Annotated in this window: 19 protein-coding genes; 11 read left to right on the forward strand and 8 right to left on the reverse strand. The window is 60.3% G+C overall.

Annotation, left to right across the window (positions count from 1 at the left end):
• Positions 1 to 132 precede the first annotated feature (132 nt).
• Positions 133 to 1509: a glutamine synthetase family protein gene (locus FFH90_RS18675; protein WP_018930106.1), complete on the reverse strand. Its 1377-nt coding sequence runs from the start codon at positions 1507 to 1509 to the stop codon at positions 133 to 135.
• A 279-nt stretch (positions 1510 to 1788) separates the two neighbouring features.
• Between FFH90_RS18675 and FFH90_RS18685 the strand changes: the two genes are divergently transcribed.
• The 5 genes from FFH90_RS18685 to FFH90_RS18705 all read left to right on the forward strand — a co-directional run bounded on the left by FFH90_RS18685 (position 1789) and on the right by FFH90_RS18705 (position 7045).
• Complete coding sequence (locus FFH90_RS18685; RefSeq protein WP_138867824.1) at positions 1789 to 2550, forward strand: gamma-glutamyl-gamma-aminobutyrate hydrolase family protein; 762 nt, start codon at positions 1789 to 1791, stop codon at positions 2548 to 2550.
• A 244-nt stretch (positions 2551 to 2794) separates the two neighbouring features.
• Positions 2795 to 3937 (forward strand): polyamine ABC transporter ATP-binding protein, encoded by a 1143-nt coding sequence (gene potA / locus FFH90_RS18690; RefSeq protein ID WP_018930104.1) that lies wholly within the window; start codon positions 2795 to 2797, stop codon positions 3935 to 3937.
• A 29-nt stretch (positions 3938 to 3966) separates the two neighbouring features.
• Positions 3967 to 4848: an ABC transporter permease subunit gene (locus tag FFH90_RS18695; protein WP_167331203.1), complete on the forward strand. Its 882-nt coding sequence runs from the start codon at positions 3967 to 3969 to the stop codon at positions 4846 to 4848.
• Positions 4845 to 5729 carry an ABC transporter permease subunit gene (locus tag FFH90_RS18700; RefSeq protein ID WP_018930102.1) on the forward strand — a complete coding sequence of 295 codons (885 nt, stop codon included), beginning with the start codon at positions 4845 to 4847 and terminating at the stop codon, positions 5727 to 5729. The genes FFH90_RS18695 and FFH90_RS18700 overlap by 4 nt, the downstream gene beginning before the upstream one ends.
• Before the next feature lie 218 nt (positions 5730 to 5947).
• On the forward strand, positions 5948 to 7045 hold the full coding sequence (locus FFH90_RS18705) for a polyamine ABC transporter substrate-binding protein (protein ID WP_138867825.1): 1098 nt from the start codon (positions 5948 to 5950) through the stop codon (positions 7043 to 7045).
• Positions 7046 to 7220: 175 nt separating this feature from the next.
• Here FFH90_RS18705 and thpR read toward each other — a convergent pair whose 3' ends face one another.
• Positions 7221 to 7760 carry an RNA 2',3'-cyclic phosphodiesterase gene (gene thpR / locus FFH90_RS18710; protein ID WP_064618495.1) on the reverse strand — a complete coding sequence of 180 codons (540 nt, stop codon included), beginning with the start codon at positions 7758 to 7760 and terminating at the stop codon, positions 7221 to 7223.
• Positions 7761 to 7885: 125 nt separating this feature from the next.
• Between thpR and FFH90_RS18715 the strand changes: the two genes are divergently transcribed.
• Positions 7886 to 8080: a hypothetical protein gene (locus FFH90_RS18715; protein ID WP_018930099.1), complete on the forward strand. Its 195-nt coding sequence runs from the start codon at positions 7886 to 7888 to the stop codon at positions 8078 to 8080.
• Positions 8081 to 8093: 13 nt separating this feature from the next.
• Here FFH90_RS18715 and FFH90_RS18720 read toward each other — a convergent pair whose 3' ends face one another.
• Positions 8094 to 8447, reverse strand: coding sequence for a DUF1428 domain-containing protein (locus tag FFH90_RS18720; protein ID WP_018930098.1), 354 nt, complete (start codon positions 8445 to 8447; stop codon positions 8094 to 8096).
• Between the two features lie 16 nt (positions 8448 to 8463).
• Complete coding sequence (locus tag FFH90_RS18725; RefSeq protein WP_018930097.1) at positions 8464 to 9564, reverse strand: hypothetical protein; 1101 nt, start codon at positions 9562 to 9564, stop codon at positions 8464 to 8466.
• A 370-nt stretch (positions 9565 to 9934) separates the two neighbouring features.
• Here FFH90_RS18725 and FFH90_RS18730 point away from each other — a divergent pair, with 370 nt between their 5' ends.
• A complete protein-coding gene (locus FFH90_RS18730) occupies positions 9935 to 10204 on the forward strand; it encodes a hypothetical protein (RefSeq protein ID WP_064618498.1) in 270 nt (89 codons plus the stop codon).
• Positions 10205 to 10222: 18 nt separating this feature from the next.
• On the opposite strand, the gene FFH90_RS18735 is transcribed toward FFH90_RS18730, so the two are convergent.
• The 4 genes from FFH90_RS18735 to FFH90_RS18750 form a co-directional block, all read right to left on the reverse strand.
• On the reverse strand, positions 10223 to 10855 hold the full coding sequence (locus tag FFH90_RS18735) for a PQQ-binding-like beta-propeller repeat protein (protein ID WP_064618500.1): 633 nt from the start codon (positions 10853 to 10855) through the stop codon (positions 10223 to 10225).
• A gap of 50 nt (positions 10856 to 10905) precedes the next feature.
• Positions 10906 to 12126, reverse strand: a complete 1221-nt coding sequence (locus FFH90_RS18740) for a helix-turn-helix domain-containing protein (protein WP_138867826.1) — start codon at positions 12124 to 12126, stop codon at positions 10906 to 10908.
• A 100-nt stretch (positions 12127 to 12226) separates the two neighbouring features.
• A complete protein-coding gene (locus tag FFH90_RS18745; protein WP_138867827.1) occupies positions 12227 to 13396 on the reverse strand; it encodes a Gfo/Idh/MocA family protein in 1170 nt (389 codons plus the stop codon).
• 25 nt (positions 13397 to 13421) lie between these two features.
• A complete protein-coding gene (locus tag FFH90_RS18750) occupies positions 13422 to 14345 on the reverse strand; it encodes a TIM barrel protein (protein WP_064618506.1) in 924 nt (307 codons plus the stop codon).
• A gap of 153 nt (positions 14346 to 14498) precedes the next feature.
• Here FFH90_RS18750 and FFH90_RS18755 point away from each other — a divergent pair, with 153 nt between their 5' ends.
• The 4 genes from FFH90_RS18755 to FFH90_RS18770 all read left to right on the forward strand — a co-directional run bounded on the left by FFH90_RS18755 (position 14499) and on the right by FFH90_RS18770 (position 16871).
• Positions 14499 to 15572: a LacI family DNA-binding transcriptional regulator gene (locus tag FFH90_RS18755; protein ID WP_138867985.1), complete on the forward strand. Its 1074-nt coding sequence runs from the start codon at positions 14499 to 14501 to the stop codon at positions 15570 to 15572.
• Positions 15573 to 15628: 56 nt separating this feature from the next.
• Complete coding sequence (locus FFH90_RS18760; protein ID WP_138867828.1) at positions 15629 to 15928, forward strand: hypothetical protein; 300 nt, start codon at positions 15629 to 15631, stop codon at positions 15926 to 15928.
• Between the two features lie 64 nt (positions 15929 to 15992).
• Entirely contained in the window at positions 15993 to 16319 is a 327-nt protein-coding gene (locus tag FFH90_RS18765) for a hypothetical protein (protein WP_064618512.1), read from the forward strand.
• Between the two features lie 171 nt (positions 16320 to 16490).
• A complete protein-coding gene (locus tag FFH90_RS18770; protein WP_019580252.1) occupies positions 16491 to 16871 on the forward strand; it encodes a RidA family protein in 381 nt (126 codons plus the stop codon).
• Positions 16872 to 16885: the final 14 nt, after the last annotated feature.

Below are 16885 nucleotides of genomic sequence, written 5' to 3' on the forward strand. Positions count from 1 at the left end.
GAGAACTTGTGGCGAGGGAGCTTGCTCCCGCTGGACTGCGCAGCAGTCCCCTTCTTTTCAGGTAGAAGGAGGGGTCGCTTCGCGACCTAGCGGGAGCAAGCTCCCTCGCCACAGGTTTAGTGTCAGCCCCCGTTAAACCGTGTGCAGGTACCAGTTGTACTCAAGGTCTGAAATGGAGTTCTCGAACTCGGCCAGCTCGCTTTCCTTGCACGCCACGAACACGTCGATGTACAGCGGGTCGATGTAGCGCGCCATGACTTCGCTGTCGTCCAGTTCACGCAATGCGTCGCGCAGGTTGTTCGGCAGGCTTTGCTCGTTCTGCTCGTAGCTATTGCCTTCAACCGGGGCGCCCGGCTCGATTTCGTTGGTCAGGCCGTGGTGAATGCCGGCCAGTACCGAGGCCATCAGCAGGTACGGGTTGGCATCGGCGCCAGCGACACGATGCTCGATACGCACGGCATCCGCCGAACCGGTGGGTACGCGCACCGCCACGGTACGGTTGTCGATGCCCCAGCTTGGCGAGTTCGGTACGTAGAACTGCGCGCCGAAACGTCGGTAGGAGTTGACGTTCGGGCAGAGGAACGCCATCTGCGCGGGCAGGGTCTCGAGCACACCGCCGATCGCATGTCGCAGCGCGGCGTTCTGCTCGGGATCCTCGCTGGCGAAGATGTTGTTGCCTTGCTTGTCGAGAATCGAAATGTGCACGTGCAACCCGTTGCCCGCCTGACCCGGATATGGCTTGGCCATAAACGTGGTGTCCATCTCGTGGTCGTAGGCGATGTTCTTCACCAGACGCTTGAGCAGCACCGCGTAGTCGCAGGCCTTTATAGGGTCGGAGACGTGATGCAGGTTGACTTCGAATTGCGCCGGGGCGCTTTCCTTGACGATCGCGTCAGCCGGGATGCCCTGCTCTTTCGCGCCTTCGAGGATGTCTTGCAGGCAGTCGACGTATTCGTCCAGATCGTCGATCAGGTACACCTGCGTCGAGTGCGGACGCTTGCCCGACACCGGCGAGCGTGGCGACTGCGGACGACCGTTCACGTTGTCCTGGTCGATCAGGTAGAACTCCAGTTCGAACGCCGCGCAAATGGTCAGGCCCATGTCATCGAACTTGCTCACCACCTGACGCAGCACTTCGCGCGGGTCAGCAAAGAACGGCTGGCCTTCGAGCTCGTGCATGGTCATCAGCAACTGCGCGGTCGGGCGCTTCTGCCAGGGTTCGATGCTGAGGGTATCGGGGATGGGATAGCAGATGCGATCCGAGTCGCCGATGTCCAGACCCAGGCCAGTGCTTTCCACCGTGGAACCGTTGATGTCCAGGGCAAACAGCGACGCCGGCAGGTTGATGCCTTTTTCGTAGACCTTGTGGAGACTGGTGCGCTCGATGCGCTTGCCGCGCACCACGCCGTTCATATCCGCAATCAGAAGGTCGACGTACAAAACCTCAGGATGTTGCTTAAGGAATGCGTTTGCTTCGTTGAGTTGAACGGCACGCAGAGGGACCGACATGATGCACCTATTAGCTGTTAATTATTATGTTCACTTCACTTGCGAGAGCCAGTCAACCCGAACGGCAAAGTGAAGTCAATAGCGAACACATGGCCTTTCAGCCTTTATTTTCTGGCCTTTTTTGGGCGCCAGAGTGCCATATCAGGCTTGCACACCGCGCAGACCCTCAGCATCGGACGTTCGGCGTTTAGAATTTTTTACATGAGAGTTGTTAATTAAAATCAACAAGGCTAAGCTCCGGAAAAGCTCGTTCAAGTGTGAAACTTCGAGGTGATAAAAATGGCATTCAAGCCATTGATCGGCGTTACTGCGTGCGTCAAACAGATTGGCCTGCACCCCTACCACGTCAGCGGCGACAAGTACTTGCGTGCTGTCAGCGTCGCGGCATTGGGGCTGCCAGTGGTCATTCCTTCCTTAGGCGACCTGACCGAAACCGATGCGCTGCTCGCGCAGCTCGACGGTCTGTTGCTGACCGGCTCGCCATCGAATGTGGAGCCCTTCCACTATCAAGGCCCGGCCAGTGCTCCCGGTACGGATCACGATCCGCAACGGGACGCCACCACCCTGCCCTTATTGCGTGCAGCCATCGCCGCCGGTGTTCCGGTGCTCGGCATCTGCCGGGGCTTTCAGGAAATGAACGTGGCGTTCGGCGGCAGCCTGCATCAAAAGGTGCACGAACTGCCCGGCATGCTCGATCACCGGGAAGCGGACAGTCCCGATCTGGCCGTGCAGTACGCAGCGGCCCATGCGGTGACTGTGCAACCGGGCGGTGCGTTCGAAGCACTGGACCTGCCGCAGGTATTCCAGGTCAATTCGATTCACAGCCAGGGCATCGACCGACTCGCACCGGGCCTGCGCGCCGAGGCGATCGCGCCGGATGGTTTGATCGAGGCGATCTCCGTCGAGCACAGCAAGACCTTCGCCGTCGGCGTGCAATGGCACCCGGAATGGCAGGTGCTTTCGAATCCTCCTTACTTGAGTATTTTCCAGGCGTTTGGCGAGGCGTGCCGAGAACGGGCGGCGCTGCGTAATACGCGCTGACTTCAAACATTTCTAATCGATTGACTGCCCCCGTGAGTCTGGCGGGCGTGCCTTTGCGCGCCGGTGGCTTGCGTAATAGATGAACCGCAATAACAACAAGTACGACCAGGCAGCCAGGACGGCGGTGCCGAATAAGCCCGAGCGGTAAGCGTTGAATTCAATGGCATCGCCCGGCCCGGGTTTGCAATCCACTCTTAAGTCAGGCCGTGTTGGCCCGACGACTGAAACCTGTTGGGAGTTTCATATGGCAAACGCCTCCAGCATCTACAGGAAGGCTCTTGATGGTCACCAGGCACCGAAAAAGGTGCTGGTGAAAGTCGACCGCGTCACCAAGAAATTCGACGAAACCACCGCCGTGGACGATGTGTCCCTGGAAATCCATCAAGGCGAAATCTTCGCCTTGCTCGGTGGCTCCGGCTCGGGCAAATCGACGCTGCTGCGCATGCTCGCCGGCTTCGAGCGCCCGACCGAAGGGCGGATTCTGCTCGACGGTGTCGACATCACTGACATGCCGCCCTACGAACGGCCGATCAACATGATGTTCCAGTCCTATGCGCTGTTCCCGCACATGACGGTGGCGCAGAACATCGCCTTCGGCCTCAAGCAGGACCGTTTGCCCGCCAGCGAAATCGACGCCCGTGTCGAAGAAATGCTGCGCCTGGTGCACATGACCCAATACGCCAAACGCAAGCCGCATCAGTTGTCCGGCGGTCAGCGTCAGCGTGTGGCACTGGCGCGTTCGTTGGCCAAGCGACCGAAGCTGTTGCTGCTCGATGAACCGATGGGCGCACTGGATAAAAAGCTGCGTTCGCAGATGCAACTGGAGCTGGTGGAAATCATCGAGCGCGTCGGCGTGACCTGCGTGATGGTGACCCACGACCAGGAAGAAGCCATGACCATGGCCGAGCGCATCGCGATCATGCACCTGGGCTGGATTGCCCAGATCGGCAGCCCGGTCGACATCTATGAAGCACCGGTCAGCCGCATGGTCTGCGAGTTCATCGGCAACGTGAACGCCTTCGACGGCACCGTTGTGGAAGACCTGGAAGGTCACGCGATCATCCACAGCCCGGACCTTGCGCAGAAGATTTACGTCGGCCACGGCGTGAGTACCTCGGTGCAGGACAAGTCGATCACCTACGCTATCCGCCCGGAAAAAATGCTGGTCAGCACCCTCAAGCCCGAGACCCGCTACAACTGGTCCGAAGGCAAGGTGCATGACATCGCCTACCTCGGTGGCCACTCGGTGTTTTATGTGGAGCTGCCTGGCGGCAAGATCGTCCAGTCGTTCATGGCCAACGCCGAACGCCGTGGCGCACGCCCGACCTGGGACGATCAGGTCTACGTGTGGTGGGAAGACGACAGCGGCGTGGTACTGCGCTCATGAGAACCTTCAATCAGCAGTTCCTGCGCCTGGTGCCCAGTGGCCGCAAAATGGTCATCGGCATTCCATTCCTGTGGCTGTGCCTGTTTTTCCTGTTGCCGTTCTTCCTGGTAATGAAGATCAGCTTCTCGGAAGCAGCCCTGGCCATTCCGCCCTACTCCGAGATTTACACCTTCGCCGAACAGAAATTTCAGCTGCTGCTGAACCTCGGCAACTACTCGCTGCTGACCGAAGATGAGTTGTACATCTCGGCTTACTTTGGCTCGTTGAAGGTCGCATTCTTAAGCACGCTGATGTGCCTGGTGATCGGTTTCCCGATGGCTTATGCGATCACCAAGGCCAGCAAGGAAGCGCAAAACGTCTTGCTGCTGTTGATCATGATGCCGACCTGGACCGCGATCCTGATCCGCGTGTATGCGTGGATGGGCATCCTCAGCAACAACGGATTGCTCAATGCGTTTTTGATGTGGACCGGGCTCACGTCGCAGCCGATCGAGATCCTCAACACCAACACCGCCGTGTACATCGGGGTGGTTTACGCCTACCTGCCGTTCATGGTCCTGCCGCTGTACGCCAACCTGGTGAAGCACGATGGCAGCCTACTGGAAGCCGCATCGGACCTGGGCTCGAGCAACTTCAACAACTTCTGGAAAATCACGGTGCCGCTGGCCAAGAACGGGATCATCGCAGGCTGCATGCTGGTGTTCATTCCGGTGGTCGGTGAGTTCGTGATTCCGGAACTGTTGGGTGGCCCGGAAACCCTGATGATCGGCCGCGTGCTGTGGCAGGAGTTCTTCAACAACCGCGACTGGCCGGTGGCGTCCGCCCTGGCGGTGGTGATGCTGGCGATCCTGATTGTGCCGATTCTGCTGTTCAACCGTAGCCAGGCCAAAGAGATGGAGGGACGGGGATGAACCGTTTCGGATTTTCACGATTGATGCTGGTGCTCGGCCTGTCGTTTATCTACCTGCCGATGCTGATTCTGGTGATCTACTCGTTCAACGCCTCGAAGCTGGTGACGGTGTGGGGCGGCTGGTCGGTGAAGTGGTACGTCGGCCTGCTCGACAACACGCAACTGATGGGCTCGGTGGTGCGCTCGCTGGAAATCGCCTGCTACACGGCGATTGCCGCGGTGGCGCTCGGCACGTTGGCGGCGTTTGTGCTGACCCGGGTGACGCGCTTCAAGGGCCGTACGCTGTTCGGCGGTTTGGTGACGGCGCCGCTGGTGATGCCGGAAGTGATCACCGGTCTGTCGCTGTTGCTGCTGTTCGTGGCCATGGCGCAGATGATCGGCTGGCCGCAGGAACGCGGCATCGTCACCATCTGGATCGCTCACACCACATTCTGTGCAGCCTATGTGGCGGTGGTGGTGTCGGCGCGCTTGCGAGAGCTGGATTTGTCCATCGAAGAAGCCGCCATGGACCTCGGTGCACGGCCGCTCAAGGTGTTCTTCCTGATCACCATTCCAATGATCGCGCCATCACTGGCGGCGGGCGGCATGATGTCGTTCGCCTTGTCGCTGGATGATTTGGTGTTGGCGAGCTTTGTGTCGGGGCCAGGCTCCACGACCCTGCCGATGGAAGTGTTCTCGGCGGTGCGCCTGGGCGTTAAGCCTGAGATCAATGCCGTGGCCAGCCTGATTCTGCTGGCGGTGTCGATCGTCACGTTCATGGTCTGGTATTTCAGCCGCAGGGCCGAAGCCACCCGCAAACGAGCGATTCAGGAAGCGATGGACCAGACTGCCAGCGAGTCCTGGCAACAACCGAAAAAGCAAATGGTAGAAGCGACGGTCTAGTGCCACTGTCAAGTGAGCACTGACCTGTGGCGAGCGAGCTTGCTCGCGCTTGAGTGCGCAGCACTCACAAATAGGTATGGGTTGCCAGAATTTTGGGGCCGCTACGCAGCCCAGCGGGAGCAAGCTCCCTCGCCACAGGTAAGTCCGCTAGCCACAGGTTTCGTGTTCACCGCATTTTTGTTTTATGCGATTTGAATAAAAAGAATGGAGTTGTACCGATGAAAATGTTTGGCAGGACTCTGCTGACACTGTCCTTATTGGGCGCAATCACCGCTGGCGCCCAGGCCAATGACAAGGTACTGCGCGTCTACAACTGGTCGGATTACATCGCCCCGGACACCGTCAAGAAGTTCGAAGACGAGACCGGTATCCGCGTGACCTACGATGTGTTCGACAGTAACGAAACCCTTGAGGCACGGCTGCTGGCGGGAAAATCGGGCTATGACATCGTGGTGCCGTCCAACAGTTTCCTGGCCAAGCAGATCAAGGCCGGGGTCTATCAGGAACTGGACAAATCGAAGCTGCCGAACTGGAAGAATCTCAACCCGGTGCTGCTGAAAAACGCCTCGGCCAGCGACCCGGATAACGGCCACGCCTTCCCGTACATGTGGGGTTCGATCGGCATCGGTTACAACCCGGCCAAGGTCAAGGAAGTGCTCGGCACAGATGCCCCGGTGAATTCCTGGGACTTGCTGTTCAAACCGGAAAACGCCGCCAAGCTCAAAGCCTGTGGCATCAGCTTTCTTGATTCACCGACGGAAATGCTTCCGGCTGCCCTGCACTATCTGGGCTATCCGGTGAACTCCCGGGACAAGGTGCAAATCGCCGAAGCCGAAGCGCTGTTCATGAAGATCCGGCCGTCGGTGGCCTACTTCCATTCGTCGAAATACATCTCCGACCTGGCCAACGGCAACATCTGCGTCGCCGTCGGTTACTCCGGCGATGTGCTGCAAGCCAAGGCCCGCGCCCAGGAAGCTGGCGACAAGGTCAAGATCGAGTACAGCATCCCGAAAGAAGGCGCCGGTAGCTTTTACGACATGGTCGCCATTCCCCGGGACGCCGCCAACGTCGACAACGCCTACCTGTTCATGAACTTCCTGATGCGCCCGGACATCATCGCCGAAGTCACCAACAGCATCGGCTACAGCAATGCCAACGCGGCGGCCACGCCGTTGGTGGACGAAGCGATTCGTGACGACCCGGGATCGTATCCGCCGCAAGCGGTGATGGCGACGTTGTATGCCATTCCTGACATGCCGATTGCCACCCAGCGGATCATGACCCGGGGCTGGACGCGGGTGAAGCTGGGCAAGTAATCCCGCCTCACTGATCGTCCCCATGCTCCGCGTGGGAACGATCATCCATTACAGCTTTCCCTTTTCCGTTCACGCAGCGCCTTACCACCGCTGCACTCCTCTCTGCAGAACGGCTTCACCTGGCTTCCTCGGTTTAGGTGAATTCAGGCGCCCTCGGGCGCCTTTTTTTGTGGGCTTATGAAGTGACCAGCGGCCACTCGGCCAGCGCTATGTATCGGCCTTTATGGGACTCGAACAGGCTGAAGCGATCGGCGCGCAGGTAAAACTCCGGCGGCGTCGCGGATTCGGGGACCGGCGCCCGGTAGTCGCGCATCAGGGTCAAATGCGGGCGAAATTCCCGATGGGTGTCTTCAAAACCGAACGGCAACATGGCCTGCTCCAGCGCATACACCAGGCGCAGCAGCTCCGGTGCCGCCTGCGCGGGCGCCAGCAGCAACACCCCGGAGCGACGCCAGACGTCCAGCCGATCCAGCACCACCGTCAACGGCACGCCGGACGTGCGGATATTGGCAGCGGCCTTGCAGACACCGGCTATTTGCGCCATGCCCACCGTGCCGAGAAACAGCAGGGTCAGATGAAAGTTTTCCGCCGGCACCGGGCGCCCGATGTTGAGCCCCAGCGCGCTGCGCCATTGGGCGATAGCCCGGCGTTGTTCGGGGGCGCAGTTCAGGGCGAAAAACAGCCGTTTGAACGGCTCGCGGGTTTCATCGCTCATGTCTGGCACCTCAATGCTCGGGGACCCTTTGATTTTACAAAGGGATACCACGCCAGCAAGCCCATTTCTGGCACCTGCCGGCATGCGCGTTATAGTTGAAGCAACCGAATCGACGGGAGGACGCCATGCGTCAGGTCATCAGCAAAGAGCCATGGTGGGCCGTGCCACCGAAGCCCGGCCAGGATGAGTCCGAGCTGGAATGGGGCTGGCTGGTTCATTACAACGAAGGCGAGCCGCGCTTCGAGTTCATCAAGGAGCGGCCGTCGGACAGCGAGATTCGCAATCGCAAAAGCTGCAGGATCACCCCGACGCCGGAGTGATCCTGCCGCCTCTTCAGGCTTTGACGAGCATTTCGAAACCACCAAAAATCGCCCGCTGGCCGTCGAACGGCATCGGATTGACGTCCGGTTGCATCCGCGGATCGCTCATCAGTTTCGCCATGCCAGCGTCACGGGTGGCCTTGTCCGGCCAGACGATCCAGGAAAACACCACGGTCTCGTCTTCCTTGAGTTTGACCGCCATGGGAAACGACGTCACTTTGCCATCAGGCACGTCATCGCCCCAGCATTCAGCGAGGCTGAGCGCGCCGTTTTCCTTGAAAATCGCGGCGGCGGACTCCGCGTGTTTCTTGAACTTTTCGCGGTTGGCCTTGGGCACCGCTGCGACGAAGCCATCAACGTAAGCCATGATCATTCTCCTCGGGTTATGGGTTGATCTGCTGGGTAGTCGATCCAGCGTGGCTCCAATCGACAGTTCCCGCACCCAAGCCGACCGACGGTTCGACGGGCTGAGCAACAGGTTGTGCAACAGGCTGGGCCAGGGACTGGGCCAAGCCGCCTTCGATTTGCCCGGCCATGTACAGCGTTCCGGCCATGACACCGGTGGTAGGGTTTTGCACCAGCTTCAGCCACGCCTTGTCGAATGAGTCGCCCAGGCTGCTGCGGATCAGCGCCTCGCTATCGGGTCGGTCGTTGGCTTGAATAACCGCACGCACCCCCGCCACTCCCAGGGAAATCACCGCCCCGGCCAGTTTCCCCGCCGCTGCCGCCACGGCACCAGCCGCGCCTCGTGGGGCCATTTCGGCTTCCATTCGTTTGCTCGCGCGCTTGGCCACTGGCGTCATGCCGGCGTCCGTCGAGGCAATGCCCTTCTCACCGCCTGCCGTGTGGATCTTGTCGATCAACGCCGCGTAGGCCGGCAACTTAGTCAGCGGTTCACTGTGCACCACCTGATACAGCGATGCGTCACGGGCGGGCGGCGGTCCCAGCGAAATCGCCGGAATTTTCTGGATACGGTCGTTGAGCTGCGCCATCGGCACGCCATGACGCTGGGAGATGACCTGAAGTTGCTGGCCGAGAGCTTGCACGTAATACGCTGTCGCCTGCCCGAGGATCTCGTCGGGATCGATCTCCACCGCTACCGGGTCCAGCACTTTGTGGTGATATTGCTCCAACAGATAGGCCGCCAGGCGTTTGGCCGAGGCATCCTGCTCACCCCCGGCACTGAGGGTGTACCAGCTGACCTTCATCGACAGCCATTCCTGGGTCCAATAGCTGCTGAACCACGGAATGAAGACTTCTTCGGTCTGTTCGTAAACCCGCGTGCGCCAATGCTCCATGGATCCGCGGGCATAGACCCTGGCCTGTTCGGTGGCCTGCTGCGAAGCCGCGACAATTTCCTGGTCAACCTGCTGCCAGGTGCTCTGGGAAACCACTACCGGCGCCACGACTACCGGGGCACGCGCAGTCGTTACGCATCCCGCCAGTACCACCAACACAGCGACGATCAGCGAACGCAGGTTCAAGATCGCAGTGTCCTACAGTCTGCGTCGAACGGAGCGTTCGACGCGTAAAAGCATGTTGATTTGAGTATAGGTCGGGGCTGGGGGCCGTCCGTCAGGAAGTGTGATAGCGCCCTCAAAAATACCTGCGCGAGCAGACCCGCAAGTCCATCGAGGAACGCCACCATCATCCACGTCGATATTCACCATCGCCGCGAATGCCTTCCGCAAAAAAACCGTCAGGTGCAGGATCAACTCATCGCCACTCAAACCCCGCATCGGAGGGGCAGACCATGTTGATCCACCTTCTGACCTGCCTGGCCCTGACGGCCATCACCCTGACCCTGTTTTCCCGCCTGGTGCTGGATATCGGTCAAACCGAGGAGCCGACATCATGATCTATTCCGTCAACCTCGCCGTGAGCTTTCCGGTGTTCGGCAGCAACTACTATTCGCAACAGGTCGTCTCTCGCAAAGCCGTCGCGCTGGTGTTCGACAAGCAATTCGAAACCTTGCTGATGCCGGCGGCCACCCACCACTTCAGTAACGAAGTGGTGGGGCTTAACGATCAGTTCCGCTTTTTGAATGATGTGCTGGTTGAGCATCTGCTGGAAATCGAGATGACTCAGCGTCCTTCACGCTCGGCGCAAGCGTTCACCTTCTGACAGGCTGGGTGCAGCCTGTCATTCTGGCCGGCGCACGGCTCTCACCTTCCCGCTGTTGCCGCCGCCACAGAAAAACCGGTCGTGGCCATCGAACTCAAGCCCCGACACGCCGACGCCAGCCGGCATCTGGACACTCTCCAGCACCTCGCCCGTGGCCGGATCGACTCGCCGCAGCTCGCTCTCGTCACCTTCCCAGGTGCCATGCCACAGATCACCCTCGACCCAGGTCACCCCGGTAACAAAGCGGTTGGATTCCAGGGTGCGCAGCACCGCTCCGGTCTGGGGGTCGACCTGATGGATCTTGCGCTCGCGATACTCACCGACCCAGAGCGTGCCTTCGGCCCACGCCAGCCCCGAGTCACCACCGCCACCGGGCGCGGGGATGGTGGAGAGCACGCGGCCGGTCTGCGGGTCGATCTTCTGGATGCGATCCTCGGCGATCTGAAACAGATGCTGGCCATCGAAGGCGGTGCCGGCATGGGCGGCGACATCGATCGATTTCAGGGTTTTGCCGCTGGCCGGGTCCAGGGCGTTGAGTTTATCGCCTGAGGCAAACCAGACACGCTGGCCGTCATGGGTGACGCCGTGCACATGGTCGATGCCCGGAAAAGGCCCGTATTCGCGGATGATTTCAGCCGTTGAATGTTTCATGTCTTGCTCCTCGTTTACTGACTGCGTTCACTGGGGTAGTGAAGAGGATGCTAATCACTGGGCAGCAACGCCGTGAGTAACAATCCCGTCGCGAATCCAGGTACCGGCGGGAGCATCCAGCGACGAGCCCGACCGTGACCGAACGACTGCACCTTGCCGGTCGCCGCCAGTGTGTCGAGGGCTCGTTGCACGGTGCGCTGACTGGCGCCGAGCACCAACGCCAGGGCCGAACTCGACCACGACTCACCGTCGGCTAGAAAAGCGAGCAGCGTCGCATGCTGTTCTTCGACAGGCCGCGCCAGCACCACGACGTCAGGCGCAACCCGTGGCACCAGTGCAAACCCTCGTGGGGTCGCGATCACGTCGGCAATCAAGTGCAGCGCCCCGCGCAGCCGCCCGAGTTCGACGCGCAACCGTGCGCGATGGGACTCATCCGCGTGCTTCATCCGAAAGGCTCGCGCAATCAACGTTTCCCTCGGCACGTCGGCCGGCCACGCTTCGCCCAGCGCCCGGGCGAGCGCGAACAACACCGGACGCCGGGCGAGCGAAACCGACGCGTCTGCGTCGCGCACCACATACCGGCAAGCGTCCACCACCAGCGTGGGGGATGCCAATAACGCTTCAATCTCATCGAGCAGCAGCGGCTGTTCCTGCCCACCGATAATCAGCCGCGCCGCTGGTGTATCGAGAATATGCCTGGCGCTTTCGACCTCGGCGGTGAGTGCCGCAATGCCCGCGTGCTGCGCAGCATGCCCGGCCCGCTCAAGTGCCGCGCGCGCCGCTTTCGTTTGCAGACGACGCATGGCGATGCCCGCCAGAACCAGTTCGTAAGCAGCCCTCGACGCGGGCAGTAATGGCGTCGGGTCGAGTTCGGCGAGACGGCCCTCGGCCTCGTCGAGATGCCCGATCAGCAGCAGGCGGCGAATCTCGAGATAGCGCGCATGGGCGGCGTTGACCCAATCGCCGTGTGTCTGAAGCGTCGTCCGTGCGGTGTCGAGCGCCTTCACCGGCCAGTTCAGGTCACGCGAGGCGAGCGCGATCTCGGCCTCGGCAACAACACACCGCGCGCGGGCCAAGGCCTCCTTCGCACCGAACGCCCGCGCGGCACTTCGCACCAGCGCCTTCGCCCGCACAAGGTCACCCAGTTGCGCCATCGCGATGCCTCGAAGCGCGAGTGCAGGCGCGTCGTTGCGCAAGGCGATGCGGTTCAGCGCGCCGAGCGGATCACCCGCCGCGAGCGCACGCGCTGCTGCGGTGATCAGCGAATCCATGTGAATTGCGCCACGTGTGACCCCCACCGTCCGATGTCCGCTGATCAGTCTATCTCACGACTGCTCAGCCGCACGCCGATCCGCCAGGGGCACCCGTGACTCAGTAATCGACCCACACCCCACCCAGGTCCGCAGAATGGACGCAGCGCTCGACCCAGCGCACGCCTTCGACACCGGCATTGATGTCTGGATAACGCAGCGTTGCCAGTTGTTCATGATCACCACGGTTGGCGGCGTCCATGGCCAAGGCGAAACGGTAATAGAGGTTGGCCCAGGCATCGAACAGCCCTTCCGGGTGCCCGGCACCGATCCGGTCATCAAGCAACGCATGGGGATGCAGATAACCCATCCCGCGCTCCAGCACCTGGGCAGGTTTACCCTGGACTTCGAATGACAGCTGGTTCGGCCGCTCATCCCACCATTCAAGGCTGGCCCTGGAGCCGATCACCCGAATTTTCTGGCCATGCATGGATCCGGCGTTCACCGCGCTCGACCACACACTGCCCATGGCCCCGCCTTCGTATTCCATCAGTGTGTAGGCGTTGTCCTCGAGTGGTGCGCGGCTTTTGACAAAGCTCTGGCGTGTGCACAACAGCCGTTTGATCTTGAGCTCGGGCAGCATGACTTCCGACAGGTACAGCGGATGAGTGCCAACGTCTCCCAGCACATAACTGGGGCCAGCGAGGCGCGGATCGACCCGCCATTTGGTCGCCTCGCTCTGCGCCTCGACCGCCTCACAGTGGAAGCCATGGGCAAACTGCATGTGCACCATGCGCACCTCACCCAACTCACCCTGGGCGATCATTTCCCGCGCCTGCTCGATCAACTGGTGCCCGGCATAGCCGTAGGTCACCCCCACCACCCGGTTTCGCGACAACGCGATTTCGCGCAGGGTTTGCGCCTCCTCGAGGGTGAAGCACAGCGGCTTTTCACAGACCACATGCAGCCCCGCTTCCAGAGCGGCCTTGGTGATTTCAAAGTGAGTGCCATTGGGCGTCGCCACGGAAATGGCCTGGATACCATCCGCCCGCCCGGCTTCGCCCTCAATCAGGCTGCGATAGTCGCCGTAGCAACGCTCGGGGTCGACCCCCAGTTGCACACCGAAGTCGCGACCGCGTTGCGGGTCCAGGTCGAAGGCACCGGCCACCAGTGCAAACGACTGGTCACGCAGGGCCGCCGAACGATGGATGTAGCCGATCTGACTGTCACACCCGCCGCCCACCATCGCCCAGCGGATTGGTTGAGGAATTCGCTTGCTGCCATTGATCATCGAAAAGTCCTTCGCATGAGAGAAATCAGAAACCCGCCCGGGACAGGTAGTCACGGCTGGCAGCCACGTCGCGCAGACTGCCGTGGGCGTTACGTGGATCACGTTCTTGCTCGACCGTGATGTAACCCTGGTAACCGATCTCGGTGATCAGCTCGCGCAAGGCGCCGTAGTCGATGACACCCTGGCCGATCGGGCACATCACGCCTCTTGCGCACGCGGCGAAGAAGGTGATGTGTTCGCCCAGCACTTGATCGAACACGGCCTGATCGATGTCTTTGAAATGCAGGTAATCCACGCGGTCCGCGTACTGGCGCAGGGTCTGCACCGGGTCCATACCGGCGTAGTACAGATGGCCGGTGTCCAGACACAGGCCAGCCACTTCGTAGGGGATGTCTTCGACCAGTCGGGCCAGCTCATCGGCGAACTCGATGTAGCCCCCGGCGTGCGGATGAATCACCGTGCGCACACCGAATTCCGTCCACGCCAACTCGGCGATGGCGCGGATATGGGCCATCATGCCCCGCCAGGCATCGGGCGCCAGGCGCGGCGCGCGGTCAGAGTGGCCAGCGGCGTAGTCACGCTCCTCATGCCCCCAATCGATGACCACCAGACACGGCATGGCGAAACGTTGCCCCGGCTCCAGGGGAATTGCCGGCAACTGCTTGAGCAATGCGCAGATATTACGGGTTTGATGCAGCAGGCTGGGCAGGTTGGCGGGATCGACCAGATTGTCGAACACCGTGCCGGCCACCACGTGCAGGCCGTGTTTGACCAGCACCGAGCCCACCGCATCGGCGTCCAGTGGCAGGTAACCGTATGGCCCCAATTCGATGCCGCGATACCCCGCTTGCGCCGCTTCGCCAAGAACCTGTTGCCACGCCGGCAGATGAGGATTGTTGACGTCGTCGACGCCCCAGCAACAAGGCGCGGTGGAGATGTGGAGGGTCATGTCAGGCTCCGATGATTATTGTTATGGGTGGCGATGTTTCGCTGGTAGAAATCCTAAGGTGGGCAGATGCACGGCTGCTATAGTCCCTGAGCGATACCTGTCAAAACCCGTCAAAAGTTTCAGATAGGCTTTCATTTCATGTCAGAACATTCTTTGTCAGAGCATTCTTCGTCAGCAGCCGGCAACCCGCTCGGTCGTCGTGCAACCATGGAAGACGTGGCCTTGGCCGCCGGGGTGAGCCTGTCCACCGTGGACCGGGTGATGAATCTGCGGGCCAACGTGCGCGCCGATACCGCGCAACGCATTGCCGAGGCCGCCGCCCGACTGGGCTTCTACGGGCGTAATGTGATCGAACAACGAGTGCTGCAGCAGCGCCCGACCGTGCGCTTGGGGTTTCTGCTGCAAAAGCGTGGCGTGGCGTTTTATCAAGGGCTGGCCAAGGCCCTGGCCGAGGCGGCGACGGCCAGTGTGCGGGCCCAGGTTCGGGTGATGATCCACTACATCGACGATCTGGCCCCGGCCGCCACCGCAGAACGCATCCTCAAGTTGCAGGGCGAAGTCGATGCCCTGGGCGTGGTGGCCGCCGACCATCCGGCTGTGCGCGAGGCCATGGCGCAATTGCGAGCGGCCGGCATTCCTGTGGTCGCCCTGGTGTCCGAGCTGAGCGCCTCGGCCGGCGCCGGTTATGTCGGCGTCGACAACCGTGCCATGGGCCGCACCGCCGGCTGGTTCATCAAGCACCTGGCAGCGCAACCGGGGCCAGCGGCCGTGATGGTCGGCACCCAGCGCTTTCAGTGCCAGGAACTGTGTGAAATGAGTTTTCGCTCCTTCCTGTCGGAACAACCCCAGGACTGGGAATTGCTGGCTACGCGCCTGACTCTGGAGGACGAGGAATTCGCCTATGCCGGCACGCTCGACCTGCTCACCAGCCAACCCGACCTTGTCGGCCTGTATGTGGCAGGTGGCGGTATCGAGGGGGTCATCAACGCCTTGCGCGAACTGAAAGCCCAGCACATCGCGCTACCCGTCGTGGTGTGCCACGACCTGACCCCCATCACCCGGGCAGCCCTGCGTGACGGCATCGTTCAAGCCGTGCTGTCACACCCTGTCGAGGCGCTGGCGCAAATGGCGGTCAGGGCCATGGTGGATGCCGCGATAGATCCAGCGTCGGACAGCGCAGCGAAGTTCATGCTTTCGTTGCAGATTGATGTGGCTGAAAGTGTTTAGTGGTCGGCAGCAGGCCTAGAACATTCCGAGGTGCTTTGTCAGGAGAAAAACAAAAAATGAGCATGACAAAAAACAGCAGTATTTCGGCAATAAAAATTATTGTCATATTCACTACCCTGATAAGCGGATCGTATGCAGTTGTCATCCCGGCATTTGCACCCACCTATAAGACCTACTACATTCTAGTCATCGGAATCGCCACCTCAGCATTGCTTGGAGGTTTTATCGGCTATAAAGCCCTGGCAGATGAAATACCCCTCATCAAAATCGGCTTTGGTCTTTGCTATGCCACAGTCACAGCTATTTTTGTATTAGCACTTTCACTATTTATAATTTTAAACACTCGTGGAGCATGACTTGCAGCCATGCGCTATTTATCAGGCGACCGTGTTTATTGAAGCAATAAGATGAGCGTGCATCATGAGCGATCCAGATGAAATCGTTCGTACATTTGCCTTACAGAGAATTGCGAGCCTCTTCAACATTTCCGTGGACCTTCTTAATGAAGAAGACGTATTTGGGGAAGACTTGAAAGCCACCCGTTCTTCCGGTCTATTCACTAGAAATGAATATGATGCAATTGAAGGCGACATTCTTGATGTATGCGACAGAGAGACGTACAAGACCATAAGCTCTGGCAACCTGACCATTTACACCGTCGGCGATTATTGTGACCACATGGTTCGTTGTTATAAACGCAAGCCAAAAGACGTTATTGCGACATTGAAAATAACCTCGCTCAGCTGACTACGTTGGGCGGCTGCCATGCCGCGGGGAGCACCCGCCTGCTTGCCTTCCGAGTTTTCGAGCTGATTCACGAACGGTCCGACGACGAGGCTGTAAACTGGCCGCGCAAAAAAAGGCGCTGCATCATTGAATACCCCGGCGCCCCTTCACCCCCACAAACAAGAGATCCCCATGGCAAACCACGACATCACGTTCCTCCCCGATCCCGACGCGGAATCCATCTCCTCCGACGTCGCCGGTTTCGGTGGCCTGCTGGTCTCCACTCAAATTCCTACCCGCGCCGACGGCAGCCTGGAGCTGGGCGACATCACCCTGCAAAGCGAGTGCACTCTGCAGGCGCTCAAGGTAGCGCTGGAGAACGCCGGCAGTTCCATGGACCGGGTGCTGCATCTGACCATCTACCTCACCGACATGGCCGACCGCGCCGCGTTCAACGAGGTCTACCAGCGCTTCTTCGCCAAGCCCTGGCCGGTTCGCGCCGCCGTTGGCGTGGCCGCTTTGGCGGTCGAAGGCATGCGTGTGGAAGTCACCGCGATGGCGGCCAAGGGCTAAATCCGCGAACGTGC

This window comes from Pseudomonas sp. ATCC 43928 (assembly GCF_005938665.2).
GTDB lineage: Bacteria > Pseudomonadota > Gammaproteobacteria > Pseudomonadales > Pseudomonadaceae > Aquipseudomonas.